The organism is Paenibacillus sp. DMB5, from assembly GCF_001517085.1.
Classification (GTDB): domain Bacteria; phylum Bacillota; class Bacilli; order Paenibacillales; family Paenibacillaceae; genus Paenibacillus_AQ.
In genome coordinates this window covers 102,456-129,353 of the sequence record NZ_LRAC01000109.1, presented here as the reverse complement: position 1 = coordinate 129,353, position 26,898 = coordinate 102,456, and the positions used below count along the sequence as shown (strand labels likewise).

General features: G+C 51.1%; 28 protein-coding genes and 2 pseudogenes. 29 read left to right on the top strand and 1 reads right to left on the bottom strand.

The genetic code is table 11. The features are described from left to right. The 6 genes and pseudogenes from AWJ19_RS35805 to AWJ19_RS12255 form a co-directional block, all read left to right on the top strand. Nucleotides 1–569, top strand: a pseudogene (locus AWJ19_RS35805) (hypothetical protein); the annotation flags it as partial. Then, the gene (locus AWJ19_RS12275; protein WP_068724052.1) at nucleotides 566–871 is read left to right on the top strand and encodes an EscU/YscU/HrcU family type III secretion system export apparatus switch protein; all 306 of its coding nucleotides are present in this window, start codon (nucleotides 566–568) and stop codon (nucleotides 869–871) included. The pseudogene AWJ19_RS35805 and the gene AWJ19_RS12275, both read left to right, overlap by 4 nt. Next, nucleotides 868–1,254: a YraN family protein gene (locus tag AWJ19_RS12270; protein ID WP_068724050.1), complete on the top strand. Its 387-nt coding sequence runs from the start codon at nucleotides 868–870 to the stop codon at nucleotides 1,252–1,254. The genes AWJ19_RS12275 and AWJ19_RS12270 overlap by 4 nt, the downstream gene beginning before the upstream one ends. A 139-nt stretch (nucleotides 1,255–1,393) precedes the next feature. Then, on the top strand, nucleotides 1,394–1,807 hold the full coding sequence (locus AWJ19_RS12265; protein ID WP_082707848.1) for a hypothetical protein: 414 nt from the start codon (nucleotides 1,394–1,396) through the stop codon (nucleotides 1,805–1,807). A gap of 139 nt (nucleotides 1,808–1,946) precedes the next feature. Then, entirely contained in the window at nucleotides 1,947–2,456 is a 510-nt protein-coding gene (locus AWJ19_RS12260; RefSeq protein ID WP_068724049.1) for a metallophosphoesterase, read from the top strand. A gap of 139 nt (nucleotides 2,457–2,595) precedes the next feature. Then, entirely contained in the window at nucleotides 2,596–4,299 is a 1,704-nt protein-coding gene (locus AWJ19_RS12255) for a YifB family Mg chelatase-like AAA ATPase (RefSeq protein WP_068724047.1), read from the top strand. 158 nt (nucleotides 4,300–4,457) lie between these two features. On the opposite strand, the gene AWJ19_RS12250 is transcribed toward AWJ19_RS12255, so the two are convergent. After that, nucleotides 4,458–4,865: an organic hydroperoxide resistance protein gene (locus tag AWJ19_RS12250; protein ID WP_068724045.1), complete on the bottom strand. Its 408-nt coding sequence runs from the start codon at nucleotides 4,863–4,865 to the stop codon at nucleotides 4,458–4,460. A 169-nt stretch (nucleotides 4,866–5,034) separates the two neighbouring features. On the opposite strand from AWJ19_RS12250, the gene AWJ19_RS12245 reads away from it, so the two are divergent. The 23 genes and pseudogenes from AWJ19_RS12245 to AWJ19_RS12135 all read left to right on the top strand — a co-directional run bounded on the left by AWJ19_RS12245 (nucleotide 5,035) and on the right by AWJ19_RS12135 (nucleotide 26,882). Then, nucleotides 5,035–5,499: a MarR family transcriptional regulator gene (locus AWJ19_RS12245; protein WP_068724043.1), complete on the top strand. Its 465-nt coding sequence runs from the start codon at nucleotides 5,035–5,037 to the stop codon at nucleotides 5,497–5,499. Nucleotides 5,500–5,736: 237 nt separating this feature from the next. Beyond that, on the top strand, nucleotides 5,737–6,894 hold the full coding sequence (gene sucC, locus AWJ19_RS12240) for an ADP-forming succinate--CoA ligase subunit beta (RefSeq protein ID WP_068724042.1): 1,158 nt from the start codon (nucleotides 5,737–5,739) through the stop codon (nucleotides 6,892–6,894). Between the two features lie 45 nt (nucleotides 6,895–6,939). After that, nucleotides 6,940–7,869: a succinate--CoA ligase subunit alpha gene (sucD, locus tag AWJ19_RS12235; protein WP_068724040.1), complete on the top strand. Its 930-nt coding sequence runs from the start codon at nucleotides 6,940–6,942 to the stop codon at nucleotides 7,867–7,869. A gap of 227 nt (nucleotides 7,870–8,096) precedes the next feature. Further along, a complete protein-coding gene (gene dprA / locus AWJ19_RS12230; protein ID WP_068724038.1) occupies nucleotides 8,097–9,215 on the top strand; it encodes a DNA-processing protein DprA in 1,119 nt (372 codons plus the stop codon). An 88-nt stretch (nucleotides 9,216–9,303) separates the two neighbouring features. Continuing rightward, entirely contained in the window at nucleotides 9,304–11,400 is a 2,097-nt protein-coding gene (gene topA, locus AWJ19_RS12225) for a type I DNA topoisomerase (protein WP_068724036.1), read from the top strand. Between the two features lie 26 nt (nucleotides 11,401–11,426). Continuing rightward, nucleotides 11,427–12,785 (top strand): FADH(2)-oxidizing methylenetetrahydrofolate--tRNA-(uracil(54)-C(5))-methyltransferase TrmFO, encoded by a 1,359-nt coding sequence (trmFO, locus tag AWJ19_RS12220; protein ID WP_068724035.1) that lies wholly within the window; start codon nucleotides 11,427–11,429, stop codon nucleotides 12,783–12,785. Between the two features lie 119 nt (nucleotides 12,786–12,904). After that, nucleotides 12,905–13,447, top strand: coding sequence for an ATP-dependent protease subunit HslV (gene hslV / locus AWJ19_RS12215; RefSeq protein ID WP_068724033.1), 543 nt, complete (start codon nucleotides 12,905–12,907; stop codon nucleotides 13,445–13,447). A gap of 33 nt (nucleotides 13,448–13,480) precedes the next feature. After that, nucleotides 13,481–14,881 (top strand): ATP-dependent protease ATPase subunit HslU, encoded by a 1,401-nt coding sequence (gene hslU / locus AWJ19_RS12210; RefSeq protein WP_068724031.1) that lies wholly within the window; start codon nucleotides 13,481–13,483, stop codon nucleotides 14,879–14,881. A 379-nt stretch (nucleotides 14,882–15,260) separates the two neighbouring features. Beyond that, nucleotides 15,261–15,668 carry a flagellar basal body rod protein FlgB gene (flgB, locus tag AWJ19_RS12205; RefSeq protein WP_068724030.1) on the top strand — a complete coding sequence of 136 codons (408 nt, stop codon included), beginning with the start codon at nucleotides 15,261–15,263 and terminating at the stop codon, nucleotides 15,666–15,668. 6 nt (nucleotides 15,669–15,674) lie between these two features. Further along, entirely contained in the window at nucleotides 15,675–16,127 is a 453-nt protein-coding gene (gene flgC, locus AWJ19_RS12200) for a flagellar basal body rod protein FlgC (RefSeq protein ID WP_068724028.1), read from the top strand. A gap of 28 nt (nucleotides 16,128–16,155) precedes the next feature. Further along, nucleotides 16,156–16,464 (top strand): flagellar hook-basal body complex protein FliE, encoded by a 309-nt coding sequence (gene fliE / locus AWJ19_RS12195; protein ID WP_068724026.1) that lies wholly within the window; start codon nucleotides 16,156–16,158, stop codon nucleotides 16,462–16,464. Between the two features lie 34 nt (nucleotides 16,465–16,498). Next, nucleotides 16,499–18,088 (top strand): flagellar basal-body MS-ring/collar protein FliF, encoded by a 1,590-nt coding sequence (fliF, locus tag AWJ19_RS12190; protein ID WP_068724024.1) that lies wholly within the window; start codon nucleotides 16,499–16,501, stop codon nucleotides 18,086–18,088. Between the two features lie 4 nt (nucleotides 18,089–18,092). Further along, nucleotides 18,093–19,109 (top strand): flagellar motor switch protein FliG, encoded by a 1,017-nt coding sequence (fliG, locus tag AWJ19_RS12185; RefSeq protein ID WP_068724022.1) that lies wholly within the window; start codon nucleotides 18,093–18,095, stop codon nucleotides 19,107–19,109. Continuing rightward, nucleotides 19,102–19,950 carry a FliH/SctL family protein gene (locus AWJ19_RS12180; RefSeq protein ID WP_068724020.1) on the top strand — a complete coding sequence of 283 codons (849 nt, stop codon included), beginning with the start codon at nucleotides 19,102–19,104 and terminating at the stop codon, nucleotides 19,948–19,950. Before fliG ends, AWJ19_RS12180 begins: the two co-directional genes overlap by 8 nt. Next, a pseudogene (gene fliI, locus AWJ19_RS12175) lies at nucleotides 19,943–21,255 on the top strand (flagellar protein export ATPase FliI). Before AWJ19_RS12180 ends, fliI begins: the two are co-directional and overlap by 8 nt. 6 nt (nucleotides 21,256–21,261) lie before the next feature. After that, nucleotides 21,262–21,705 carry a flagellar export protein FliJ gene (gene fliJ / locus AWJ19_RS12170; RefSeq protein ID WP_068724019.1) on the top strand — a complete coding sequence of 148 codons (444 nt, stop codon included), beginning with the start codon at nucleotides 21,262–21,264 and terminating at the stop codon, nucleotides 21,703–21,705. Nucleotides 21,706–21,723: 18 nt separating this feature from the next. After that, nucleotides 21,724–22,674, top strand: a complete 951-nt coding sequence (locus AWJ19_RS12165; RefSeq protein WP_068724017.1) for a kinesin — start codon at nucleotides 21,724–21,726, stop codon at nucleotides 22,672–22,674. Between the two features lie 28 nt (nucleotides 22,675–22,702). Next, nucleotides 22,703–24,229: a flagellar hook-length control protein FliK gene (locus AWJ19_RS12160; protein ID WP_068724016.1), complete on the top strand. Its 1,527-nt coding sequence runs from the start codon at nucleotides 22,703–22,705 to the stop codon at nucleotides 24,227–24,229. 26 nt (nucleotides 24,230–24,255) lie between these two features. After that, nucleotides 24,256–24,750, top strand: coding sequence for a flagellar hook assembly protein FlgD (gene flgD / locus AWJ19_RS12155; protein WP_068724014.1), 495 nt, complete (start codon nucleotides 24,256–24,258; stop codon nucleotides 24,748–24,750). Beyond that, nucleotides 24,747–25,130: a TIGR02530 family flagellar biosynthesis protein gene (locus AWJ19_RS12150; RefSeq protein ID WP_068724012.1), complete on the top strand. Its 384-nt coding sequence runs from the start codon at nucleotides 24,747–24,749 to the stop codon at nucleotides 25,128–25,130. Before flgD ends, AWJ19_RS12150 begins: the two co-directional genes overlap by 4 nt. A 122-nt stretch (nucleotides 25,131–25,252) precedes the next feature. Next, a complete protein-coding gene (flgG, locus tag AWJ19_RS12145; protein WP_068724011.1) occupies nucleotides 25,253–26,071 on the top strand; it encodes a flagellar basal body rod protein FlgG in 819 nt (272 codons plus the stop codon). Nucleotides 26,072–26,193: 122 nt separating this feature from the next. Continuing rightward, nucleotides 26,194–26,418, top strand: coding sequence for a flagellar FlbD family protein (locus AWJ19_RS12140; RefSeq protein WP_039874275.1), 225 nt, complete (start codon nucleotides 26,194–26,196; stop codon nucleotides 26,416–26,418). Next, the gene (locus tag AWJ19_RS12135) at nucleotides 26,415–26,882 is read left to right on the top strand and encodes a flagellar basal body-associated FliL family protein (RefSeq protein WP_068724009.1); all 468 of its coding nucleotides are present in this window, start codon (nucleotides 26,415–26,417) and stop codon (nucleotides 26,880–26,882) included. Before AWJ19_RS12140 ends, AWJ19_RS12135 begins: the two co-directional genes overlap by 4 nt. The last annotated feature ends 16 nt before the right edge of the window (nucleotides 26,883–26,898 follow it).

Here is a 26,898-nt window from a genome sequence, read left to right as displayed (position 1 = left end):
CCGGCGGCGTGGCGGAGGCCGCCGCCGATACGCTGAAGGGCGTGCTGCTGCAGGTGATGGGCAGCAGCGACGCCCCGCCCGCGGTCAAGGATGCCGCGGGCCAGATCGTGGCGCAGCTGACCGGCCAGCAGCTGCTGTTGAACACGGACCGTACGGCGCCGTTCGCGCAGGTCACATTGTTCCTGCCGATGCGCGGACCTGACGGCGAAGAGACGGCTTCGGTGCATATCCAGTCGCGGCGCGGCCGCAAGGGTGAGCTGGATGCAGCGAACTGCCGCCTCTGGTTTGATCTGGACATGAAGCAGCTGGGCCAGACTCTGGTGGATGTTCAGGTGGTCGACCGGATCGTCAGCCTGAAGCTGCACAATAACGATCCGTGGGTGCTTGAGCTGCTGGAAGGCCGGCGTGAGGAAATGGCGGCTGCGGCGGAGTCGATCGGGTACCAGCTGTCGAGTCTGCGGACCGAGCCGCTTCCGGAAATGAAGACGGCGTCCGGTTCAGCCGCAGTGGCAGCCAAACTGGCAGAATACACACCGGATTCCTATAAAGGAGTCGATTACCGGATATGAGTGAGCAGGAGAAGCAGGAAGTATCGCAGCGGATGAAAAAGGCGGTTGCCCTGAAATATACCCCCGGCCAGAGCGAGGCTCCGGTGGTAGTGGCCAAAGGTCAGGGGGCGGTTGCAGATATGATTCTGCAGAAGGCCAAAGAGAACGGGGTGGCAGTACAGGAGGATGCTGCCCTGGTTGAGGTTCTCTCCAAACTGGATCTGGATCAGCAGATTCCGCCGGAGCTCTACAACCTGGTGGCGGAAATTCTGAGCTTTGTCTATCAGAGTGACAGATTGGCCGGAAAGCGGAAGATGCAATGAGAGAATCTCATTCTAGCGGAGCCTATAACCGGAAGGTCAAGGGGGCAGCGGCTGAAGCGGCAGCAGCATTGTATCTGGCATCGAGGGGTTACACTATAGTGGAAGCCAACTGGCGCTGCCGCAGCGGGGAACTGGATCTGGTTGCGGAATATCAGGGTACTCTGGTATTCATCGAGGTGCGCAGCCGCAGCGGAAGTCCGCTGCCGGGGACGCCAGAGGAGTCGGTCGATGCCCGCAAAATCCGTCAGGTACGCAGCACGGCAGAGGTATATCTGCATATGAAGGGCGAGCAGGAGCGTACCGTTTCATTTGATGTTATCAGTGTACAGCTAAACCCGGATTTAAGCGTCGCCGCGCTCCGTCATATCCGTGAAGCTTTTTAAAGAATGATCTGTTCGGCCTGTCTTTGGTGAGCGGTTATAGCCGCCATACTAGGCAGGACTGCACACTTTGGGTCATTTCTCCCGGGAAATGGGTAAACATTATTGTGACTTTTAATGCTACCATGAGGAGGCGGTTCCCGTGAATAACCAACCGGTTAATATACAGGTAAGCTTTGCTTGCCAATATTGTGATCACAAGATTGAAGTGGATATGGGAGCCCGGCCTTCAGCCGTTATCTGCTGCAGCAATTGCAGTAAAAGCTTTACGATTATGCGCCCGGCTATCGCTGAGGAGATACTGATAGACTGGGAGAATGAGGCGCTGATTCAGAAGATCAGGGCCGAAAAAAGTCAGAGCAGCCACAGCAGCCTGATGAATCTGGTCATCCGGGTAATTGAGCTGCTAACCTGGCGCGACAGAGGCAATGGTCAGGTCGAAGCGATCAAGGAAATGCGTAAATGGCTGGTGGAGCATGAGGAAATCCCCTCCTTGGCAGAATTGATCCATCTGGATGCCAATCAGCGCTCCGGTAAACGGGACTGGCCGAAATGACGGCTGCCCAAGCTAAAGCTAATGCCGATTGAACTTAAGGATTGCCGGGAGTCTGGCGGTACCTTTGCAAAAGGGTTGCCGCACAGCCGGCAGCATTCTTAAGTTCTATTTTTATATTACATAACGGGAGGAAATCCATATGCCGGATGTCTTTTTTACATCGGATCATCATTTCGGACATAAGCTGATTATTGATTTTGAGTCCCGGCCTTTCGCAAATGTGCAGGCGATGGATGAGGCCTTGATTGCAAACTGGAATGCCGCGGTCGGACCTGAGGATACCGTTTTTCATCTGGGGGATTTCTCCTTTCTCGGCCTTGAGGCGACCAGTAACATTATCAGCCGCCTGAACGGCTACAAAATACTGATTCTCGGCAACCATGACCGCGGGCGCGGGCGGTGCTGGTGGCTGGAGGCGGGTTTTGATGAGGTCAGTGAATACCCGCTGGTGTATAGGGACTTTTTCTTCCTTTCCCATGAGCCCATGTATATGAACAAGCATATGCCTTACGTAAATGTGCATGGTCATATTCACGGGCAGAAATATGAAGGGAACAATCATTTCAATATTTGCGTTGAGCATACCGGTTATAAGCCTTTATCGTTTGCTGCAATCAGGGATGCGGTTACGGTCAGTGAGGAAGGATAGCGGATTTCAAAAGGCTTGATAAAAGCACGGCTGTCTCTGTATACTAGGGATAGTCAGAATACGGAAAATGAGGAAGCACCTTTTTTCTTGAATGGATGACGCCCGGCGGAGTCGTATATCAGGAGAAGAGGTGTTTTTTATGTACGGAAAAATGCATAGTGCCTGCTTGTATGGTATTGAAGGTGTGATGATCGGAGTGGAAATAGATCTGGCCAACGGCTTGCCCCAGACCAGCATTATCGGGCTGCCGGATTCAGCGATCCGTGAAGCGGTGGAAAGAGTGCGCGCAGCGGTCAAAAATTGCGGGTACCGCTATCCCCAGCAGCGGGTTACGGTCAATCTGGCTCCGGCGGATCTGCGCAAGGAAGGCTCGGCCTTCGACCTGGCCATTGCGCTGGGCATATTGACGACGAGCGGCCAGCTGATGATGCCGGCAGCTGAAGAGATGCTGCTGATCGGCGAGCTGGCCCTGGACGGGAGCCTCAGGCCAGTGACTGGTGTGCTGCCGATGGTGGAGGCGGCCCGGCGGTCGGGCTTCAGCAAGGTGCTGGTGCCGCGCGGGAATGAGGCAGAGGCAGCGCTGATCAGCGGCATGGCTGTCTATGCAGCCGCTCATCTGCGTGAGCTGCCGCACCCAACAGAATCTGCTGCCTGTCCGGATGAGCTGTCTGATAAGCAGCGGCATACTGGGGAAGCTTCTGCAGGGCATCCGGACAATGAACCGCCGCTCCCGTTCCCGGTTACTGTAATGGAAGGCCAGGGCGATTCCGGCCGTATTCATCAGCCTGTCATGGCGCTTAATCTTGAACATTTGCGGCATCACCCGCAGTATAGTGTTCGCAGCTTATCCGGTACGGCTGATGAGATGCTAAGGGAGGATTTTGGTGATGTGCTCGGCCAAAGCCATGTGAAGCGGGCATTGACGATAGCCGCTGCCGGGATGCACAATATTATCCTGGCAGGGCCACCAGGTACGGGCAAAACTATGATGATCAAGCGGCTGCCCGGTATTCTGCCGGAGCTGAGTGACAGCGAATCGCTGGAGGTCACCAAAATATTCAGTGCGGCCGGCAAGCTGACGGATACCCGAAGCGGGCTTTTGCGCAGCAGGCCCTTCCGTGCCCCGCATCATACCATTTCGGCGGCTGGGCTGATTGGTGGGGGAAGCATACCGAAGCCGGGGGAGGTAAGCTTGGCCCACCGGGGCGTGCTTTTTCTGGATGAGCTGCCTGAGTTCTCGCGGAATGTGCTGGAGGTGCTGCGGCAGCCGCTGGAGGATAGCGTGGTTACGATAAGCCGCGCCCGTGCTGCCTTTACCTTTCCGGCCCGTTTTTTGCTCGCCTGTTCCATGAATCCGTGCAGCTGCGGATACTTGGGGAACACAGGCACGCAGCAGCGGTGTACCTGCAGTCCGGCAAAGATTGCCCAGTACCGGGCCAAAATCTCAGGCCCGCTGCTAGACCGGATTGATATGCAGGTGGATGTTCCCCGGCCGTCAGACTGGAACGGGCAGAGCCCGGCCTTATCTTCAGCAGAAATGCGCAGGGATGTACTGAGAGTCCAGCAGATTCAGGCAGAGCGTTACAGCAAACTGCCGATTTCCTGGAACAGCGAGCTGTCCGGGGCAGCACTGCGCCGCTATGCGGCTCTGAATAAAGAGAGCAGCCTGCTGCTGCACGGGATTCTGGAGAGTCTCGGCCTCAGCATGCGGGCGCATGACCGGATTATTAAGCTCGCAAGAACCATCGCTGATCTGGAAGGGGCAGCTACGATTAGCTCTGCCCATCTGGCGGAAGCTGTACAGTACCGCAATCTGGACAGGCAGGTTGTGGCTGAGGAGTAAGGGGTATAGCCTTTTTCTGAATCTTTTCCTTCATTATATATATCCCTATTTAATCTTGTTAACAGCTATAAAAAATTACTGCACAAAACAAATAAGCCTTCCGGGTATACCCGGAAGGCTTATTTTATGCAACACTGGTTCAGCTGCAAGAAAGGAGATTAAAGTACATTTATCTCGACTGCAATATTGCCGCGTGTAGCGCGGGAGTAAGGGCAGGCGCCGTGTGCAGCTTCTACCAGCTTCTCAGCCGTTTCACGGTCAACACCCTTTACCAGCACATCCAGCTTAACGCCAATCCCGAAGCCCCCGTCTTCAACTTTGCCGAAGCTAACGGTAGCGGTAACCTCGCTGCCTTCGATTTTCACTTTGCCGAGCCGTGCAACCATGTTCAGCGCACTGTCAAAGCAGGCGGAATATCCGGCTGCAAACAGCTGTTCAGGGTTGGTGCCTTCGCCGCCGGCTCCGCCCATTTCACGGGGTGTACTGATAGTCAGGTTCAGCTTTGGACTTTCGGATTCAATATATCCGTTTCTTCCGCCGACTGCTTTTACAGTAGTTTCATACATTTTTGCTGAATAGTCATCATTATAAATCGCTCCCGTTCGTTTTGTTAAATGTATTGTACACAATTTAATTTAACACAATAAAAATAATAGTCAATATATTTTTTGCTATTAACATGATATTGCAGATGAATTGTGATAAAATAACGTCATAAAGGCAGGTGAAGAAGAAATGCAAGAACAAACAACTACCCCTGAACTGATGCTTGATAATCAGCTGTGCTTTACGATCTACGCGTGTTCGCGTGAATTTACGAAGCTGTACCAGCCTCATCTGGACAAAATCGGACTAACATATTCGCAGTACCTGGTTATGATTGTGCTGTGGGAGAAGCGGCAGTGCACAGTCAAGGAGCTTGGTGAAGCGTTGTTCCTGGATTCCGGGACGCTGACTCCGCTGCTGAAGCGGCTGCAGGCTGCGGGCCTGATTCTTCGCGAACGCTCCCTGCAGGATGAACGTAAGGTGCTCATCTCGCTGACCGAAAAGGGCTGGGATCTGAAAAATGAAGCCGTCTGCATACCGGCGAAGATGGCGGAAGGCGCAATGCTCTCGGCAGAGGAATTTGTCCATCTGCTGGGCCAGTTCAAGGACCTGCTCGGCCGGATCCACGAAGCCAATAATAATGCAACTAAATAGAAGTACAAGCCTGTGTCAATGCAACCGTTCGCATTCCGGCATGAAATCAAGCGAAAATATATGTATAAATAGTGAAAGTTTTTGAGGAAAGCGGAATTGAATCATGTTACAATATTCTGGGTTTCACTTTATATACTATAGGTAGGTGCAAATCTGTACCCCGCTGATCAAAACGGAATGCGGCATGGCTGCAGGCTGCCTGCAAAAGCCGCCGCAACACTTTAGGAGGCTTCCGGTATGAATATCCACGAGTATCAGGGAAAAGAAGTACTTAAGAAGTACGGCGTTGCCGTACCGAACGGAAAAGTAGCTTATACAGTGGAGGAAGCAGTAGAGGCTGCAGCATCACTCGGTACGCCGGTGGTGGTAGTGAAGGCTCAGATTCATGCAGGCGGAAGAGGGAAAGCCGGAGGGGTCAAGGTCGCCAAGTCTCTCGATGAGGTCCGCACCTATGCGGGAGAAATCCTCGGAAAGACGCTGGTCACCCATCAGACCGGACCGGAAGGCAAGGAAGTGAAACGGCTGCTCATTGAAGAGGGCTGCCAGATTGCCAAGGAATACTATATTGGAATTGTTGTAGACCGCAGCTCCGGCAGGGTGGTCATGATGGCCTCCGAAGAAGGCGGAACAGAGATTGAAGAGGTAGCAGCAACCCATCCGGAGAAGATTTTCAAGGAAATCATTGACCCGGCTGTAGGACTGCAGACCTTCCAGGCACGCAAGCTCGCGTACAGCATCGCCATTCCGAATGAACTGGTCAATAAAGCGGTCAAGTTCATGCAAGCGCTCTATTTGGCTTTTGTGGATAAAGATTGCTCGATTGCGGAGATTAATCCGCTCGTGGTGACCGCTGACGGAAATGTAATGGCGCTTGATGCCAAACTGAATTTTGACTCCAATGCTTTATTCCGCCATAAGGATATTCAAGAGCTCCGCGACCTTGATGAAGAGGATGAGAAGGAGATTGAAGCCTCCAAATTTGATCTGAGCTACATTGCCCTCGACGGCAATATCGGCTGTATGGTTAATGGGGCGGGACTGGCAATGGCGACGATGGATATTATTAAATATTACGGCGGCGAGCCGGCCAACTTCCTGGATGTAGGGGGCGGCGCGACAACCGAGAAGGTTACCGAAGCGTTTAAAATTATTTTGTCCGACGACAAGGTGAACGGCATCTTTGTCAATATTTTCGGCGGCATTATGCGCTGTGACGTCATTGCTGAAGGCGTGGTGGAAGCCGCCCGGCAGCTTGGACTGACCAAACCGCTCGTCGTCCGGCTGGAAGGAACGAATGTGGCACTGGGCAAGCAGATTCTCGCCGGTTCCGGGCTCAATATCGTGGCAGCAGATTCCATGGCGGACGGTGCCCGTAAAATTGTTTCTCTTGTGTAACCCAAGTCTCGTATTCGACAAACTAAGTAGGGATGTGACCAAACGATGAGCATTCTTGTAGATAAAAATACGAAAGTCATCACACAGGGAATTACGGGCTCGACCGGATTGTTCCATACCAAAGGCGCACTGGATTACGGGACCCAGATGGTAGGCGGCGTAACTCCGGGTAAAGGGGGAACCTCTGTCAACATTACGCTAGAAAATGGAAGTGAGGTCAGCCTGCCGGTATTTGATACGGTTGTTCAGGCAAAAGCTGCCACCGGCGCAACGGCCAGCGTGATTTATGTTCCGCCTGCATTTGCCGCTGACTCCATCATGGAAGCTGTGGATGCGGAGCTTGACCTAGTCATCTGTATCACAGAAGGCATACCGGTGCTGGATATGGTCAAGGTTTCGCGCTATATGGAAGGGAAGTCCACCGTCCTAATCGGTCCTAACTGTCCTGGTGTTATTACGCCTGGAGAGTGTAAGATCGGCATCATGCCGGGCTACATTCATACCCCTGGTTATGTGGGTGTAGTCTCCCGCAGCGGAACCCTCACCTATGAAGCGGTGCATCAGCTGACTGAACGCGGAATCGGGCAGTCCTCGGCTGTAGGAATCGGCGGCGATCCGGTAAAAGGCTCGGAGTTTATTGATATCCTGAAGCTGTTTAATGAAGATCCCGGCACGAAGGCGGTTATTATGATCGGTGAGATCGGCGGAACAGCGGAGGAAGAGGCCGCACTGTGGATCAAAGAGAATATGACAAAGCCTGTAGTCGGATTTATCGGCGGTGTTACGGCACCTCCAGGTAAACGGATGGGCCATGCCGGTGCGATTATTTCCGGAGGTAAGGGCACAGCCAGCGAAAAAATCGCCGTGCTGGAGTCCTGCGGAATTAAAGTCGCACCGACACCGGCTGAAATGGGCTCGACCCTGGTTAGTGTTCTGGAGGAGCGCGGCATTTTGAATGCTTTTACCACCCATTAATTTGGAGGCAATCAGGGTCCGCTCAAAAAATCATTGTGCTCTAATCTGTCAAGTAGTATGATTTGTTAAAGGTAAGCAACCTTTTATTCCTGCGCGCAGGGTAAAGGGTTGCTTTTTTTTGCGTTTATGTTCCCGGATTTCACTTCTTTGCAGCGGCAGCTTGCTTTTTTTACAGCATTATCACAAAATAGGGAAGGTTGACCCTTCCATCTAAAGGGAGCGTTCACATGGACACACGTGATTTATTATTCGGGCTGAATGAAGTGGAGGGGATTGGCTGGAAAAGCATCGACAAAATCCGCAGAGCGGGAATTTTGTCGGATCAGGCCTTTCGTTGCCGGGCTGAGGATTGGCAGGAGGTCGGATTATCCGCGAAAATGTCACAGCGGCTGGCCGAGACTTTCGACGCCGGATGGGTGCAAAGGCGCCGCCTTTTAATGGAAGAAAGCGGTGCAGCAATGATCACTATTCTGGATGAGGAATATCCTGTAATGCTCAAGGAAACAGCCGAGCCGCCCTGGGTACTCTATTACCGCGGTTCCCTGAAGCTTGCTTCGCAGCCTGCTATCGCCATGGTGGGGACTCGGGTACCAACTGCCTACGGCCGGAAGATTGGAGAAATACTGGCTGGTCAGCTCAGCCGGTCCGGTCTTGCTGTAGTGAGCGGTCTGGCCCGCGGAATCGATAGCGTCTGCCATGAAGCTGCACTGGCTTGCGGCGGAAATACGGTAGCGGTAGTGGCTACAGGCCTTGACAATGTCTACCCGCCCGAGAACCGGGAGCTGGAAAGGGAGATTTCACGTAAAGGGCTTGTGCTCAGCGAATATCCGCTGGGAACCAAAAGCCATCCGGGACTTTTTCCGCAGCGCAACCGGATTATCGCCGGCCTGACGCTGGGAACGGTGGTTGTGGAAGCGGACAGCCGCAGCGGATCACTGATTACCGCCGATGCCGCCCTGGAAGCAGGAAGGGATGTGTTCGCCGTTCCCGGACCTGTAACCTCTCCCAAAAGCAGGGGGGCGCTTGAGCTGATTAAGCAGGGGGCTAAGCTAGTAACCGGAGCTGAAGATATTTTGGAAGAATACATATCAATATTGCCTGTAAAAGAGGGGGAAACGGGCGGAAATCCGTCTTTTAACCCCGGGCGCGGAGACGGGCTCACCGAAAAGAAATTGACAAGTGAGGAGTCTCACCTATACCATATACTGCATCAAGGCCCGTTTACACTGGATGAACTGCTATCCAGAACAAGCTGGGATTTTGGACATTTGCATTCAGTTCTGTTATCTTTAATCATAAAAAAAGCGGTAACACAATTGCCGGGTGCAATTTATAAGGTAATTTAATATAGAAGGAACAGAGTTGAGCGTATTCCCTCCATCCCTTTTGTTGGAATGAGGGCCAGGCTCACATCACTTTTAGGAGGATTAACCTATGGCGGATACACTGGTCATTGTCGAATCGCCGGCCAAAGCGAAGACAATCGGCAAATATTTAGGCAGTAAATATATAGTAAAGGCATCTATGGGACATATCAGAGATTTGCCTAAGAGTCAGATTGGCGTCGAGGTAGAGAATGATTTCAGTCCCAAGTATATCACCATCCGCGGCAAAGGCTCTATTCTGAAGGAACTTAAGGATGCCAGTAAAAAAGTGAAAAAAGTATATCTGGCGGCTGACCCGGACCGTGAGGGAGAAGCCATTGCCTGGCATCTGGCACACGCGCTGGATCTGGATAATACCGAGGAGTGCCGGGTTGTTTTTAACGAGATTACGAAGCAGGCAGTCAAGGATGCTTTCAAAACACCTCGCAAAATTAATATGGATCTGGTTAACGCGCAGCAGGCCCGCCGAATTCTTGACCGGCTTGTAGGCTACAAGATCAGCCCTCTATTATGGAAGAAAGTCAAAAAGGGCTTGTCGGCCGGCCGGGTACAATCGGTAGCGGTTAAGATTATCATGGACCGTGAGAATGAAATTTCGGCATTTGTACCGACAGAATACTGGAGCATCACTGCTAAGCTGGGCATCAAGGGCACTGATTTTGAAGCAAAGTTTCATAAGCTGAACGGTGAGAAAAAAGAGCTTGGCAAGGAAAGTGACGTCCAGGAGGTTCTGGAAGCGATTAAGAACGCTGATTTCCGGGTAGCCGAAGTTAAGGAAAAGGAAAGACAGCGCCATCCTTCCGCGCCGTTTACAACAAGCTCTCTTCAGCAGGAGGCTGCCCGTAAGCTTGGTTTCCGCGCTGCCAAAACCATGTCAGTGGCCCAGCAGCTGTATGAAGGAGTGGAGCTCGGCAAAGAAGGTACAGTCGGTTTGATCACCTATATGCGTACCGACTCCACGCGTATCTCTACAACGGCTCAGGATGAGGCTAAGGAGCTGATTCTTGCCAAATACGGTGAGAAATTTGTTCCTGAAGCTCCGCGCCAGTATTCCAAAAAAGCTGCGGGAGCCCAGGATGCGCACGAAGCGATCCGTCCAACCTCGGCACTGCGGGAGCCGGAACTCGTCAAGGAATTCATGAGCCGTGATCAATTCCGCCTGTATAAGCTGATCTGGGAGCGGTTCCTGTCCAGCCAGATGTCCTCGGCGCTTCTTGATACCCTCTCGGTGGATATTTCTGCAGGAACAGCGGTTTTCCGGGCTGTCGGCTCCAAAGTGTCCTTCCCCGGGTTTATGAAGGTCTATGTGGAAGGCAATGACGACGGAACGACTGATGAGGAGAAATTCCTGCCGCCGCTCAAAGCAGGCGACGAGCTCGACAAGCAGGGAATTGAGCCCAAGCAGCACTTTACCCAGCCGCCGCCGCGTTATACGGAAGCACGTCTGGTCAAAACGCTGGAAGAGCTGGGCATAGGCCGCCCGAGTACGTATGCCCCTACACTGGAGACTATTCAGAAGCGCGGCTACGTTGCAATTGAAGAGAAGAAGTTTATGCCGACAGAGCTTGGCGAGCTGATCATAGAGCAGATGGAACAGTTCTTCCCGGAAATTCTCGATGTAGAATTTACAGCCCACATGGAAGGTGATCTTGACCATGTGGAGGAAGGTGCGGAGGATTGGGTCAAAGTACTGGCCGGATTTTACGAATCCTTCGAGAAGCGTCTGGAATTTGCTGAAGAAGAAATGAAAGAGATTGAGATTGAGGATGAAGTTTCGGATGAGCTCTGCGAGAAATGCGGCAAACCGATGGTTTATAAGCTCGGCCGGTTCGGTAAATTTCTGGCCTGCTCCGGGTTTCCGGACTGCCGGAATACAAAGCCTATTGTGAAGGATATCGGAGTCACCTGTCCTAAATGTAACGAAGGCAAGGTTGTGGAGCGCCGCAGCAAGAAGGGACGTGTGTTCTACGGCTGTGACCAGTATCCGGGCTGTGACTTTGTATCCTGGGACCGCCCGTCGCTTAAACCATGTCCCGCTTGCGGATCCTGGATGATAGAAAAACGCAATAAACAAGGCACCAAGCTTCAATGCACCTCCTGTGATCATACAGAAGCTGTGATTGAGGGCGAAGAATTAGCAGAATAATAGATTTTTAGCAGGAGGATATGAATTTGAAAGACACAGCAAAAGTAACAGTAATTGGCGCGGGGCTCGCCGGCAGTGAAGCTGCCTGGCAGATTGCTTCAAGCGGGGTTCCCGTTAAATTATATGAAATGAGACCGGCGGTTAAAACGCCGGCCCACCATACCGACCAGTTTGCCGAGCTGGTGTGCAGCAATTCACTGCGGGCGAACGGACTGGGTAATGCAGTAGGAGTACTGAAGGAGGAAATGCGCCGCCTGAACTCGCTTGTGCTTGGAGCCGCCGACCGTCATGCGGTGCCTGCCGGCGGTGCACTGGCGGTAGACCGTGACGGATTCTCGGGAGAGATCACCCGCACCCTGCACGATCATCCGCTAGTAGAAGTTGTTAATGAAGAGCTGACCCGGATTCCGGAGGAAGGCATTGTCGTTATTGCCACCGGCCCGCTAACCTCTCCGGCATTGTCCGCCGAGATCAAGGCACTGCTTGGTGAAGAATATTTCTACTTCTACGATGCGGCAGCCCCGATCGTCGAGAAGGACAGCATCGATATGAGCAAAGTATATCTGGCGTCACGGTATGACAAGGGTGAAGCGGCCTATTTGAACTGTCCGATGAATGAGGAAGAATTCGACCGTTTCTATGATGCCCTGATTACCGCCGAGACTGCAGCGCTCAAGGAATTTGAGAAAGAAATTTATTTCGAAGGCTGTATGCCGATTGAAATTATGATGAAGCGCGGTAAGCAGACAGCGCTATTCGGACCAATGAAGCCGGTAGGACTATTGAATCCCCACACCGGGAAGCTGCCTTACGCGGTTGTCCAGCTGCGCCAGGACAATGCTGCCGGTACGCTTTACAATCTGGTAGGCTTCCAGACACATTTGAAATGGGGCGAGCAAAAGCGTGTATTCTCTATGATTCCAGGTCTGGAGAATGCCGAATATGTCCGTTACGGGGTAATGCACCGCAATACGTTCATCAATTCGCCTAAGCTGCTTCACCCGACTTATCAGATGAAGGGACATGAAAGGCTGTTCTTTGCCGGCCAGATGACAGGCGTCGAAGGTTATGTCGAGTCTGCCGCATCCGGTATGATTGCCGGAATCAACGCAGCCAGAGCGGCGCTAGGCGAGGAAGGTCTGATATTCCCCGGGGACAGTGTGCTGGGCAGTATGCCGGCCTACATTACTTCCGCTGATCCGGAGCATTTCCAGCCAATGAACGCCAACTTCGGGCTGCTGCCCAAGCTGGAAAAGAAGATCCGCAACAAAAAAGAAAAGAATGAGCTGCTTGCCCACCGTGCGCTGGACAGCCTGGCTGCATTTGCCAGCCGGACAGGCCTTTCCTATAAAGAACCTGAGACTGCGGAGTCAGAACTGTCATAATTTGAAGTTTGCACAGCATAAGCTTATGATTTATAGAGGATGAACTTAGGAATGCTATGATCTTCATTCTTAAGTTCATTTATTTTAGCGGTAAGTTTATTCTAGGAGGTTGCCAAACTATGTTACCCAGCTTTCATGCAACTACTATTTGCGCCGTAAGACATAACGGTCATGCTGCAATCGCAGGCGACGGACAGGTTACCTTTGGCGAGAGCGTCATTATGAAGACTACTGCCAAGAAAGTGCGCCGGCTGTACAGAGGTCAAGTCATCGCCGGCTTTGCGGGTTCGGTAGCCGATGCAATCACCCTGTTTGAAAAGTTTGAAGGCAAACTTGAAGAGCATCACGGCAACTTGCAGCGTTCAGCTGTCGAGCTGGCCAAGGATTGGCGCCAGGACCGCATTCTGCGCAAGCTTGAAGCGCTGATGATCGTGATGGATAAGAAAGGTATGCTGCTTATCTCCGGCAACGGGGAAATCATTGAGCCAGATGACGATGTGCTTGCCATCGGCTCCGGCGGCAATTTTGCGTTAGCCTCGGGCCGGGCACTGAAACGTCATGCGTCGAATCTGAGTGCAGCCGAAATTGCCAGGGAGGCACTTCAGATTGCATCCGAGATTTGCGTGTATACCAATTCCAATATTATCGTTGAACAATTGTAGGCACGGTGCCACAGAAAGAGGGAGGAAGTCGTAATGGTGAATCAATCGCTCACACCCCGCCAGATCGTCGCTGAACTTGATAAATATATTGTCGGCCAGAAGCAGGCCAAAAAGTCGGTGGCAGTTGCACTTCGCAACCGCTACCGCCGCAGCCAGCTCAGCGAAGAGCTGCGTGATGAGATTGTACCTAAGAATATACTGATGATCGGTCCTACCGGCGTCGGAAAAACCGAAATTGCCCGCCGGCTTGCCAAGCTGGTCAATGCCCCCTTTATTAAAGTTGAAGCTACAAAGTTCACCGAAGTAGGTTATGTGGGCCGTGATGTTGAATCGATGGTTCGGGATCTTGTGGAGACCTCTATCCGCATGGTCAAGCTGGAGCGGACGGAAAAGGTGAAGGACCGGGCAGAGGAGCTTGCCAATGAACGGATCGTCGCAATTCTCGCACCTTCCTCATCCAAGAATAAATCCCAGCGTAACCCGTTTGAGATGATCTTCGGCGGGAACAGCGGCAATGCCGAAGACAGCAAGGAAGAGCCTGAGGACGGCAGTCTGAGTGAACGCCGCCGCGGAATAAAGTTCAAGCTGCTGGCAGGACAGCTGGAAGAAGACATCATCGAAATTGACGTGGAGGATACGGCTCCGACAATGCTGGATATGTTTGCCGGCCAGGGCAATGATCAGATGGGGATGAACATGCAGGAGATGTTTGGAAGCCTTCTGCCCAAACGCACCAAAAAACGCAAGTTGCCTATCAAGGAGGCTCGCAAGGTGCTGATTCAGGACGAGGCTGCCAAGCTGATTGACATGGATGATGTCATCCAGGAATCGGTGGCCCGTGCCGAGCAATCCGGCATTATTTTTATTGATGAGATTGACAAAGTGGCCAGCCAGGGGAAAGGCTCCGGGCCTGATGTTTCGAGGGAAGGCGTACAGCGCGACATTCTTCCTATTGTCGAGGGCTCTACGGTTATGACCAAATACGGCCCTGTGAAGACCGACTACGTGCTGTTTATCGCAGCCGGAGCGTTTCATATCGCCAAGCCTTCAGATCTGATTCCCGAGCTTCAGGGGCGCTTCCCGATCCGGGTAGAGCTGAGCAGCCTGACGCTGGAGGATTTTGTGTCCATTCTGACCGAACCCCAGAATGCGCTGACCAAGCAATATGTAAATCTGCTCAAAACTGAGAATATCGAGATCCAGTTTAAGGACGAGGCCATTCAGGAGATCGCCAGAATTGCCGCTTCTGTCAACCAGAACATGGAGAATATCGGAGCCCGGCGCCTGCACACCATTCTGGAGAAGCTGCTGGAAGACCTTTCTTTTGAGGCGCCTGAGCTGACGCTTGAGACTATGGTCATTACACCGGAGTATGTTCGCGAAAAACTGTCAGGAATCACCCAAGACCGCGATTTAAGTCAATACATCCTGTAAAACAGGAAAGAATTAGAATTTCTTAAAATTTGGGTATATGGAATTAGTGGTTTGCATAAAAGCCCGGAAAAACGGTCAAATCGTGCAATATAATGCCAAATAAAAGAAGATTATGGTGAATAAATGTCAAAAAATTGAAAAACCATGCTTTAAGCCCTCTCTTTTCTGAAAAGATAGGGCTTATTTCTTATTGTAATAATATACAAATTCTACGAGAATCAATGTATGTGAGATTGCTTGTAGAATCATCCATCGACAGCTTTCGACTGCTTATTTAAAAAAATGGCAAGAAAATTAGCTTTTTTTGTCGAAACAAGCAGGAATCCGTAAGAAGTTGTGGAATTCTTTTCATTATGATAGCTTTGGAAGGGGGATTTCCATGGGTTTGCTGAACAGTGTCAGTTTTCAGAGATTGCAGGGCGGTCTTGAGGCTGCCACGAAACGACAAAGTGTCCTGGCTAATAACATAGCCAACGCTGATACGCCGGGATTTAAACGCTCTGATGTTTCTTTTGAAAGTGTACTAGCCGCGCAGGAAAACGGAACGAAACCGACGCTGGGTGCGAAGGTATCGGATTCCCGCCACTTCCAATTCGGTTATGTTTCCGGTGTACCATCTGCAGTCGTTAGCAAAGATGCATCTACTTCGATGAACAATAACGACAATAATGTTGATATGGACCGGGAGATGGCGCTCAGTGCGGAGAATCAGCTCAGATATAATTCGTATATCGAACAGCTGAACAGCCAGATTACTATGATGCGTACAGTTGTGCAGGGAGGGTAATATATAGTGAACTTTGGTAGCAGTTTTGGAATCAGCGCTTCAGCCTTGACCGCCCAGCGGCTCAGAATGGATGTCATTTCCTCCAATATTGCCAATGCCGAGACAACCAGAGCCTCCGTAGTAGACGGTAAGGCTGTACCCTACAAGCGTAAGCTTGTCGTTCTCGGAACAGAGCAAAATAATAGCTTTTCGAATATTTTAAATTCAAAAATGAATAGCGGTAACGGGACTGAGGGCGTCAAGGTACAGTCAATCATCGAGGATTCCTCACCTTTGAAGCCGGTCTACAATCCGTCCCATCCGGATGCGGACGCCGAGGGTTATGTGTACATGCCTAACGTCGATCTGACCAAAGAGATGGTGGATATGCTGTCTGCTTCCCGTTCTTATGAAGCCAATGTAACGATGCTGAATGCATCCAAAGCGATGGTAAGCAAGGCGCTCGAAATCGGAAAATAAGCTTAACTGACATTTAGGAGGGTAATCATTGATACAGAATTTTATGATTGGAACACAGGCCGTCCAGCCGCTTGCCATGAAGTCCGCAACTGCACAGGCGGGAACAGTGACCGGTTCCGGTCAGAGCTTTGGCTCTTATCTGGAGGATGCATTGAATCAGGTAGCTGCCCAGGAGCAGCAGGCCAAGGATATGAGCAACAAATTCGTTTTGGGGGAAGTCAATATCGATGAGGCGATGATTTCTTCACAACAGGCATTGCTGAGTTTGCAGCTGACTACACAAGTCCGGAACAAAGTGATTGAAGCCTATCAGGAAATTATGAGAACTCAGATCTAAATAATCCTAGCTTAGTTTCGGATGGGGTGACACTGTGAATGAAAGATTTGCCCAATACAGGGAGAAGGTAGTCCAGTATTGGAACAGATTCAGCGGTAAACAAAAAATACTATTTTTCTCTACTCTTTTTATTATCATTATCATAGTCGTAGTTTTGACGATGCAGCTATCGAAAACGGAATACGAAGTGGCTTTTCGGGATTTGGACAATACGGACTCCGCAGGAGTCATGACCTACCTGGATTCCGCAGGGATTCCTTACCGGCTGAGTCCGGATGGCAGAAGTATTTCAGTGCCAAGCACCCAGGCAAACCGCATTAAGGTGGATATTGGTTCTCAGGGGATTGTGCAGGAAGGCTCGATCGGATACAAGGTCTTTGATGAGTCTTCATCTATGATCGGAACGACAGACAGCGAGTTTGATGTTAAATACAACAATGCGCTGAATGGAGAAGTTGAGCAGCTGATGAGGCGGATGCAGGGGATCAAGGATGTTAAAGTGCTGGTTACCCTCCCCAAAGAGACTGTTTTCGCCGCACAGGAGGGCCAGGAGCAGGCTTATGCCTCTATCGTGCTAACATTTGATCCGGGATTCAGGCCGTCACAGGATAATATCGACGGATACTTTAATCTTGTGAAGACTGCTGTTCCGAATTTGCCGGTGGACAACATTACGATTACAAGCAATGAGACTGAGCTAATGCCGACTGCAAAGGGGGGCCAAGCTGGAGTGTCCAGCCAGGTTGAAGAAAACTTTGCCCTTCAGAAAAAATTTGAAGAGGAAGTCAAAAAGAACGTCAAGCAATTTCTCAGTACATTAACAGGTCCTGACAAAGTGGATGTTCTGGTCTTCTCCAAGCTGAATTTTGATAAGGAAAGCCGGAAGGAAGACATCGTTGCGCCTGTGGATACGGAGAATATGCGTGGGATTGAGATAAGCTCACAGATCATCAGCAACACCTATTCGGGTCAGGGTAACACTACCGGGGGGGTTGCAGGTACAGGATCGGAAGATGTCTCGGGTTATCCTTCGGGGGCGGACACAGGCACCTCTACTTCTGAAGAATCTTCGGAGACCAGAAACTATGAGGTCAACCGGATTACAAAGGATATCATCACAAGCCCATATACTGTTAAAGATTTAACCATAAACGTCGCAGTTGAACCACCTGCCGGACAAACAACTTTGGATGAGGCGACTTCAGGTGCAATCCAGAATATTCTGGTCAACATTGTACGGGCTTCGCTGGCGGATTCAGGAGTCACTTATACAGACGCTGATTTGACCAAAAAAGTTTCGGTGTACTCGCAACAGTTTGGTGGCACCACAACTGAAACCGCGACTGGCGGGCTGGCGACGTGGATGATCTGGGCAATTGCAGCAGCTGCGTTGCTTGTCGGTGCAGGCGGCGGGTTCCTGATTTACCGGAGCCGCAAGAACAAGCAAGAGGAAGAAGTGGAAGAAGACATTCCGCTGCAGGTTCCTACCGAATTCCCATCCATTAACTTGGAGAGCGTGACTAACGAAAGTCAGGTTCGCAAGCAACTGGAAAGCCTCGCTAAGAAGAAGCCGGATGAATTCGTAAACCTGCTGCGTACATGGCTTGCAGACGAACAGAGGTGAACTAATGGCAAAAGCTAGCCAGCAGGGTCTGAGCGGCCGCCAAAAGGCTGCAATCCTGCTTATCACACTAGGGCCCGAGGTATCGGCGCAAATATTCAAACATCTACGAGACGAAGAAATTGAACAGCTCACTCTGGAGATAGCCAATGTCCGCAAGGTGGACAGTGTGGAAAAAGAGTCGATCATGTCCGAGTTTCATCAGATCTGTCTCGCACAGGAATATATTTCACAAGGCGGTATCAACTACGCCAAAGAAATTCTGGAGAAAGCACTGGGCTCAACCAAGGCGCTTGAAGTCATCAACCGTTTGACAGCAACGCTGCAGGTCAGACCTTTCGATTTTGCCCGCAAGGCTGACCCTAACCAGATTCTGAATTTCATTCAGAATGAGAATGTCCAGACAATCGCCCTGGTTCTGTCCTACCTGCAGTTTGAACAGGCAGCCAGCATCCTGTCCTCCCTTCCGCAAGAGAAGCAGGCAGAGGTAGCGAGAAGAATTGCGATAATGGACAGTACTTCGCCTGAGGTTGTTACCCAGATTGAACGGGTGCTGGAACAGAAGCTTTCGGCTACAGTGACCCAGGATTATACAAATGCCGGCGGCATCGAGTCTATCGTACAGATTCTGAACGGGGTTGACCGCGGAACTGAACGTACGATTCTGGATTCGCTTGAAATCCAGGATCCGGAGCTGGCTGAAGAAATTAAAAAGCGGATGTTCGTGTTCGAGGATATTGTCAATGTGGACAACCGTTCTATCCAGCGCATCATCAAGGATATCGAAAATGCCGACCTTCAGCTGGCGCTCAAGGTTGCAAGCGAAGAGGTGCGGGATGTTATTTTCCGCAATATGTCCAAACGGATGGCCGAAACCTTCCGCGAGGAGATGGAGTACATGGGACCTGTGCGGCTGCGTGATGTTGAAGAAGCTCAGACCCGTATTGTAGGAACGATCCGCAGACTTGAAGAATCTGGTGAAATTATCATCGCCCGTGGCGGAGGAGATGACATAATTGTCTAAGCTGATTAAACACTCCCAATATGTTCCTGTAGACGTGCTAAAGCGGCTGGAACAGGCCAGACAGAATGCCGGAATCGCCGAGGAATCCGCTGCGGAGGAACCGGCAGGTGAGGTGCATTATCATGACCCGGCCCGTGAAGAGGCAGAGCAGAGCCGCAGGCAGATGCTGAAGGATGCTCAGCAATTTGCTGAAGAACAGGTGCGCAGTGCATCTCTGGAAGCTGAAAATATTGTGGAATCGGCACGGACGGAAGCGGAAGAATGGTGGCGGCAGCGCCGGGAACAGGACGAGCATCTTGTAGAGGCTGTCAAATCCGAAGCTTTTCAGCAAGGATATCAGGAGGGCCTCACACAGGCCGGGCATGAAATGGCTAAACGTATGGCTGAAATGATGGAGGAGGCACGTGCGGTATTGCAGGAAGCCTACAGGTCGCGTGACGTGATTATTCAGGAAGCCGAGCCTTTCCTGGTAGAGCTGAGCTGCTCCATCGCCGAGAAGATTGTGGACAAGCAGCTTACCGTTGAACCGCAGTTTGCCATGGATCTGATCCGTAAAAATCTGGCGCGCAAACGTGAGCAGGGCCTTATCTCCCTCTGTGTCTCACCTTCGCAGTTTGCCTTTGTCAATGCTGCAAGGGAAGAGCTCGCACTGGCTGTAGATTCCCAGGCCGAGCTTCAGATTTTGCCGGATTCGACTGTGAAGGATATGGGATGCGTCATCCGATCCTCCTTCGGCAGCATTGATGCCCGGATTGATACGCAGCTTGCCGAAATCAAAAAATCGCTGGTAAGAATCGCGCTGGACTCCGACGAGCAGAGAAATGGGGAAGCCGATGCTTGACAGTGGACGTTATAAAGAATATTTAAGGAATTTTGACCCGGTAAGAATTAACGGGAAGGTTACCCAGGTTATCGGGCTGATGGTAGAGTCTGAGGGGCCGGATGCCAGCATCGGGGATGTATGCTATATCTATCCTGCGAAAGGCAGCAAATCCCTGCAGGCTGAGGTAGTGGGATTCAGGGACAACAAGGTGCTGCTGATGCCGCTTGGCGAATTGCAGGCCATTGGGCCGGGCTGTGACGTGGTTGGTACCGGCAAGCCGCTGAGTGTTCAGGTAGGATCGGAGCTGCTGGGCAAAGTGCTTGACGGGCTTGGGCAGCCGCTGGACGGCTCGCTGATTCCGGCACGGATGCCGCACAGCTCGACCTTCAATATTCCTTCCAATCCGTTAACCCGGCCAAGGGTGCATGAACCGATCAGCATTGGAGTCAGAGCGATTGACGGCCTGCTTACGATTGGGAAAGGACAGCGCGTTGGCATCTTTGCTGGTTCAGGGGTCGGCAAGAGTACACTCATGGGGATGATTGCCCGTAATACCTCGGCTGATGTCAACGTGATCGCGCTGATCGGCGAACGGGGAAGAGAAGTGCTTGACTTTATTGAGCGGGATTTGGGGCCTGAGGGTCTGCAGCGGTCAGTTGTCGTTGTGGCCACATCGACCAGCCGGCGCTGATCCGGATCAAGGGGGCACTAATCGCTACTACCATTGCCGAATATTTCCGTGACCGCGGGCTTAACGTTATGCTGATGATGGACTCGGTTACACGCTACGCAATGGCCCAGCGCGAGGTAGGGCTTGCCGTCGGTGAACCGCCGGCTATGAGAGGCTACACGCCTTCTGTCTTTGCCAGTCTTCCCAAGCTGCTGGAACGGGCAGGGACAGGTCCTACGGGGTCTATAACTGCTTTCTACACAGTCCTTGTTGATGGTGATGATATGAATGAGCCGATTGCCGATGCAGTGCGCGGAATTCTCGACGGCCATATTGTTCTTAACAGAAACATTGCAAATAAAGGCCATTTTCCGGCTATCGATGTGCTGGCCAGCATCAGCCGTGTAATGAAGGACATTGCTCCTGAGGAGCAGATTGCAGCAGCCGAGAATGTGAAGCGGCTAATGGCTGTATATAAGGATTCCGAAGACCTGATCAATATCGGGGCCTACCAGCGCGGTTCGAACGCCCAGATTGACGAGTCGATGCACTACATTGATAGTATATGGGAATTCACCAGACAAAAAGTGAACGAGAAGGTTACTCTGTCAGAAGTTCAGCAATCTTTAATTTCACAGTTCTCAAGGAGTTGATAGGCAATGAAGTTCCATTATACTTTTCAAAAAGTTGTGGACTTGAAGGGCAACGAGAAAACACAGGCGGAGTGGATGCTCTCGACTGCACTTGGAGAACTGCAGGCACAGGAAAAAAGCCTCGATGAACTGCTGATTCAGCGCAGTTCGTTGCTGCTGTCGCTTCAGAGCGCTGCCGAGCAAAGAACTCCTATGGCCAAAATTATTGAAATGCAGAATTACGTGCAGTATCTCGACACCTGTATTGCCCGTAAGCATACGGATATTAACAGGGCTCATCAGGAGGTTCAGCATAAGCAGGATCACCTTAGCACGAAAGTGCTGGATGAGAAGGTCTGGCTGAAAGCCAGAGACAAGGCGAAGACGATTTTTCAGCAGAATATGATTTTACGGGAACAAAACGAACTGGATGAGATGGCTACCGTCCGCTTCGCGATGAAATCCCTCTAACCCGGGAGGTTTCCGCTAGTGGCTAATAATGATTTGGAACTTGAAAACGAAGAGTCAGCAAGCAAATTCGAGCGGTTTTTATTTTTGATGATCCCTATTATTTTTACCCTCGTACTGCTTGGTGTGCTGCTGACTCTTTTTAATATGGATATCCGCAATAAAGCGCTGGAAGTGGCCAACAAGATTCCCGTAGTGAATCAATGGATTCCTGATCCGGCTATCCAGCCCGGTAGTGAAGCGGCAGAGGAAGAAGCGGCTTCCCCGAATGAGGAGCAGGCAGAAAGCTCGGAATCAACGATCAAAGAGCTGAAAGCCCAGCTTGCCGAAAAGGATGCACAGTTGAAGCAAATTAACGAAGAAAAGACGGCGCAGACTACCCAGGTCGAAGCATTGCAAAAGCAGATTGATACCATGACGGCAGAAGCCACCGCCGCAGAGGCTGCCACGGAGGAAGAAGATCCCTACCAGGATAAAGTAACTGAGCTGGCCAAGCTGTATTCGGGGATGAAGGCTTCCAAGGCAGCGCCGATTATGGAGAATTTGACCACTGAGGAGCAGGTTCAGATCCTGAGTGCAATGAACACAGCCAGCAAAACGGCCATTCTGGAAAAAATGGATCCGGAAAAAGCCGCAGAAGTATCAATTAAGCTAAAGGAAACAACAAATTCAACCGATATGGCTATTGCAGCCCTTCAATCAAGACTCAAACAGGACCAGGCAGGTACGGCTGCAACGCCTGCGGCTACCGCTAATCTGGATCAGGAAAAGCTTAGCCAGACGTTCACCTCAATGCCTGCTGCGGAAGCAGCAACGTTGCTGAGCTCGATGTACAGTGTCAGTCCCGACAAGGTTATCACGGTGCTGAATACAGTAGGCGATTCTGTAAGATCCTCGATCCTGGGTGAGATGACCAAAAAGGACAGCGCACTTACAGCAAAAATTCTGAACCGTCTAATGGGCGGTAAATAATATTCCTGAAAGGAGGTGAAAAACAAAGATGAGTTTAGTTATACCATCATTTTCAGGCGGCAATATGCTGCAGGCTAACGGGACTGCCGGAGCAGGCGGAACAGCCGTGACAACCGGAACAACAGCTTCCGCGGGAGGCGCTTCAACAGCCCAGCCGTTTGCTCAGACCCTCATTCAGACTATGAGCGGAGCAACCGTTAATGCTGAAACGACTACTCAGGCCGGAACTATGGCTTCGCTGCTTCAAGGTCTGCTGGCTGCAGTTCAGTCCGGTGATGAAGAGACAAGCGGTAAGGTTGAAGTCAAGCATATAGAATTGTTGAAGAGTCTTACAGAGGATATGGACAAGCTTGATGAGAGTCTGAGCGCTGATCCTGCTCTGCTGGCGGCTCTCCAGGGCTGGCTGATGCAGGTTGCCCAGTTGCTCTCTGGAACTGCGACACAAGGCAAAGGAGAAGCTGCAGGTCAAGACACAGTGACGGCTGCGTTACCCGCGCTTGACCAGATGCTTACGGCTACTGGAACATCAGGACAGGGACAAAAAGCTGCTGAAGGCACTGTGACGGCTGCATTGTCACCGCTCGCCCAGAACGCAGAGACTATCCGGTTTGTTGTACAGGATGAGCTTAACAGCCTGGTCACTATGCTGCAGCAGGCCGCAGTGAATGGAGACGAAGCAATGGCTACCCAAGGCGCCGAACTTCTCAATCAGTTTTCGGCAATCCTGGATGAAGCAATTGTTCCTGACAATAAAACCAAAAGTAAAGGTTTGAATAATGCGGAGGCTGCTGTACAAGGCAAGCATTCGGAGATTGGGGCTAAAACGCAGTCTGCTGATAAAACAGTCCCGGTACTAGTTGATCCTTCAGTAACAGCTAAGACTGGTGAAAAGACACCTGACACACCGGTTACCAAAGCGGCTATAGCCGGAAGTAGCCAGCAATCAGTTGCAGCAGAGGAAACCCTGACAGAGGCAGGGACAGCCGAAGACAACAATGACGTATTAACTGCCGGACAGCTGTCAATCAGAGAAGGCCTTACAGCACCATTGAAGGCTGAAACAGCCCGGGTACCGGTCACCCAATTTGCCCAGCAGATGGATACATTCATTAGCGGCAAGCTGGAAATCGTCCGCAAGGGGGGAGTTGCTGAGGCCGTTATAACCTTGTTCCCCGAAAATCTGGGACAGGTCGATGTAAAGCTAACTATGCAGAACGGCAATTTGATTGCCCAGTTTGCTACTACACATTCCGGCGCAAAGGAAATGCTGGAGCAGCAGATGAGTCAGCTGCGGGCAGCTCTCCAGTCGCAGGGAATTCAAGTAGAAAAGCTCGAGGTGACACAGAATAATACGCCGCTTTTCTCACAATTCAATGGACAGCAGGGACGCCAGCCGAATTCAGGAGGGCAACAAAACGGTCATTCCAGGGATCGCCGTGAGGATATAGCTGATGCATTGCTTGCAGCTGAGCTGAACGGTGAATTTAAGGAATGGGCTGCTAACGCTGGACAGGACATCCGCAACCCGGATGGAAGGTTCTCGGCCGAAGCATAGTTTAATGAAGAGCGAGGTGAAGAAATATGGCATCAACCAATCCGGTCTCAAACAATGACCAGTGGAATTATGTGGCGAATACTTCCGGAACCGCCAAAACAACCGGCAGCTCCACGCTCGGTAAAGACCAGTTCCTGAAGATTCTGATCACCCAGCTGCAGAACCAGGACCCGATGCAGCCGATGGAGGACAAGGAGTTCATAGCCCAGATGGCGCAGTTCTCGTCTGTTGAACAGCTTATGAATATTTCAACCCAGATTACAGCAATGAATCAGTCACTGGGTTCGGTCTCCGGGCTGATCGGTAAGGACATAACCTGGACGGATGCTTCGACAGAACTGCCGAAGTCAGGCAACGTTGAATCAATCGTAGTCAGCAGCGGAGTACAATATGCGGTTGTTGGCAGTGAGCGTATTGCTCTGACGGACATTACCCAAATTCAGAACGCAGCTCCAAAAGCTGATCTTGTTAACAGCACAGAGTCATCAGGAAGCAGTGAGGAGAGCGGGGCGAGCATATGAGTGAACGGCTGACTATAGGCCAGCTGTATCCGGGTACAGTCCACCCCCAGGTGCTTCAGAGATCACAATCGGTTAAGAACGCTGCCGGCACTGAAGCCAGCTTTGAGAGCGTATTGCAAAAGAATATGCTTAAGTTCAGTAATCATGCCGCCAAACGGCTTGAGCAGCGGGGAATTGAGCTTGGCAGCCGCCAGCTGGATCAAATATCGAATGCAGTAGAGAAGGCAGCCGCTAAAGGCAGCAAGGAATCTCTGATCCTGATGAAGGACATGGCACTGATTGTCAGTGTACCGAACCGTACAGTGGTTACAGCGATGGATGGCAGTTCTATGAAAGATAATGTCTTTACGCAAATTGACAGTGCAGTGATTATATCCTGACCGGCCGGTCCTAACCGGAGAGCCGGAATGGCCGCCGACCGACTGACGCGGCCATAACGAAAGAATCCGTTTCATTACTAAACGAAGAGTCAGCTGACTCTTAATCCAGGAGGACAATAACAATGTTAAGATCTATGTATTCAGGCGTTTCGGGTATGCGCGGTTTCCAGACAAAGCTGGATGTTATCGGTAACAACATTGCCAACGTGAATACAATCGGCTTCAAATCGAGCCGCGTAATGTTCAAGGATATTATGAGTCAGACGACTTCCGGCGCTTCTGCACCTGTAGACGGCGGACAGGGCGGCGTGAATGCCAAGCAAATCGGTCTTGGTGTGAGCATTGGTTCAGTGGATACCCTTCATCTGGCAGGCAGCGCGATGACTACCAACAATCCTACCGATCTGCGGATCGACGGTGACGGCTTCTTCCTGGTAAGGCTGTCTGACGATCAGGAAACCCCTTTCCTGACACGCGCCGGTGATTTCCATGTCGATGCTAGCCGCAACCTTATCACATCGGACGGGCTGCATGTCCTGGATTCAGATGGTGAAGCCATTCAGCTGGGTGAGGATGTAACAGCATTCTCCATTTCCAGTGACGGCACTATTGTGCAGACAATGGCTGACGGAACTACTGAGGCCGGTGTACAGATTGGTGTAGCGAAGGTAAGCAACCCGCAGGGTCTGGAAAAGATCGGCGGCAACCTGTTCCGGATGACGCTGAATGCCAACGCTGAAGGTGAGCTTGCTCCGACAACAGCGAACAACGCCGAGGTTGGTACAGGCTCGATCGTAGCAGGCCAGCTGGAGATGTCCAATGTCGACCTGACCGGCGAGTTTACGGAAATGATCGTAACACAACGCGGTTTCCAGGCGAATTCCCGGATCATCACCACCTCCGATGAAGTTCTTCAGGAAGTTGTAAACCTGAAACGCTAATTTATTTAGACCAGCATCATAAACTTGCTGTATAACAATAATGTTTCGCCTTGCGGCGTTACCGTTATTGCACAGTCTGTGGGGGAGAACTCCTCCCCCTATTTTTTGTTAGGAGGCCTGTTATGATTTCAGTAACAAGATTGAACGGGGCGCCTATGTGGCTTAACGCGCTGCTCGTAGAAATGGTAGAAGAAAGTCCGGATACGTACATCACCCTTGTAACAGGCAAAAGATTAATCGTGCTTGAGAAGGCCGAAGAGGTAATAACAAAGATTCGGGATTATAACAGGGACATAGGCACATATGCTGCCACCATTAAAGTCCAGTCAATGGAGGAGCTTTCATGAAAAAAATGCTGCCGTGGCTCATAACGATTTTACTGGCGATTACGCTTATAGTGGTTGCCGCCTTTTTACTGATGGATAAAATTTTTCCGAGTGATGCAAGTGATGTAAATGCGGCTGTCCAGAATGTGGAAGCCAAAAAACTGAGCGCAGACGAGATCGTTGAGCTGAGTTCAGAAATCACGGACATCAAAACTAATCTTGCCGATCCCGATTATATCGTTTTAATAAATTTCGCATTCCAGCTGGATAGTGTTAGTGCCAAGGAAGATTTTGAAAAGATCAAAGACCTCAAGATCAAGCCGCTGCTGATCAAGACGCTTGCCGATACGAAGCCCGAGGAGCTTAACGGGGCGAACGGCAAGGATCAGCTGAGCAGCAAGCTGGTAAATCTGATAAACAAGACCTTAACTGAAGGCAAGCTGACCCAGGTTGAAGTAACGAACTTCATCATGACTTCAATTTAGCTGCTGACAGGATAAT

Excerpts from the sequence above, each read along its gene's own strand:
- flgB (WP_068724030.1), top strand. The coding sequence starts at position 15,261 with ATGGGTTTGCTGAACAGTGTCAGTTTTCAGAGATTGCAGGGCGGTCTT.
- fliJ (WP_068724019.1), top strand. The coding sequence starts at position 21,262 with ATGAAGTTCCATTATACTTTTCAAAAAGTTGTGGACTTGAAGGGCAAC.
- dprA (WP_068724038.1), top strand. The coding sequence starts at position 8,097 with ATGGACACACGTGATTTATTATTCGGGCTGAATGAAGTGGAGGGGATT.
- AWJ19_RS12150 (WP_068724012.1), top strand. The coding sequence starts at position 24,747 with ATGAGTGAACGGCTGACTATAGGCCAGCTGTATCCGGGTACAGTCCAC.
- AWJ19_RS12140 (WP_039874275.1), top strand. The coding sequence starts at position 26,194 with ATGATTTCAGTAACAAGATTGAACGGGGCGCCTATGTGGCTTAACGCG.
- flgG (WP_068724011.1), top strand. The coding sequence starts at position 25,253 with ATGTTAAGATCTATGTATTCAGGCGTTTCGGGTATGCGCGGTTTCCAG.
- AWJ19_RS12275 (WP_068724052.1), top strand. The coding sequence starts at position 566 with ATGAGTGAGCAGGAGAAGCAGGAAGTATCGCAGCGGATGAAAAAGGCG.
- AWJ19_RS12160 (WP_068724016.1), top strand. The coding sequence starts at position 22,703 with ATGAGTTTAGTTATACCATCATTTTCAGGCGGCAATATGCTGCAGGCT.
- AWJ19_RS12250 (WP_068724045.1), bottom strand. The coding sequence starts at position 4,865 with ATGTATGAAACTACTGTAAAAGCAGTCGGCGGAAGAAACGGATATATT.
- fliG (WP_068724022.1), top strand. The coding sequence starts at position 18,093 with ATGGCAAAAGCTAGCCAGCAGGGTCTGAGCGGCCGCCAAAAGGCTGCA.
- AWJ19_RS12135 (WP_068724009.1), top strand. The coding sequence starts at position 26,415 with ATGAAAAAAATGCTGCCGTGGCTCATAACGATTTTACTGGCGATTACG.
- AWJ19_RS12260 (WP_068724049.1), top strand. The coding sequence starts at position 1,947 with ATGCCGGATGTCTTTTTTACATCGGATCATCATTTCGGACATAAGCTG.
- sucD (WP_068724040.1), top strand. The coding sequence starts at position 6,940 with ATGAGCATTCTTGTAGATAAAAATACGAAAGTCATCACACAGGGAATT.
- topA (WP_068724036.1), top strand. The coding sequence starts at position 9,304 with ATGGCGGATACACTGGTCATTGTCGAATCGCCGGCCAAAGCGAAGACA.
- sucC (WP_068724042.1), top strand. The coding sequence starts at position 5,737 with ATGAATATCCACGAGTATCAGGGAAAAGAAGTACTTAAGAAGTACGGC.
- hslV (WP_068724033.1), top strand. The coding sequence starts at position 12,905 with ATGTTACCCAGCTTTCATGCAACTACTATTTGCGCCGTAAGACATAAC.
- AWJ19_RS12255 (WP_068724047.1), top strand. The coding sequence starts at position 2,596 with ATGTACGGAAAAATGCATAGTGCCTGCTTGTATGGTATTGAAGGTGTG.
- hslU (WP_068724031.1), top strand. The coding sequence starts at position 13,481 with ATGGTGAATCAATCGCTCACACCCCGCCAGATCGTCGCTGAACTTGAT.
- AWJ19_RS12270 (WP_068724050.1), top strand. The coding sequence starts at position 868 with ATGAGAGAATCTCATTCTAGCGGAGCCTATAACCGGAAGGTCAAGGGG.
- flgD (WP_068724014.1), top strand. The coding sequence starts at position 24,256 with ATGGCATCAACCAATCCGGTCTCAAACAATGACCAGTGGAATTATGTG.
- AWJ19_RS12245 (WP_068724043.1), top strand. The coding sequence starts at position 5,035 with ATGCAAGAACAAACAACTACCCCTGAACTGATGCTTGATAATCAGCTG.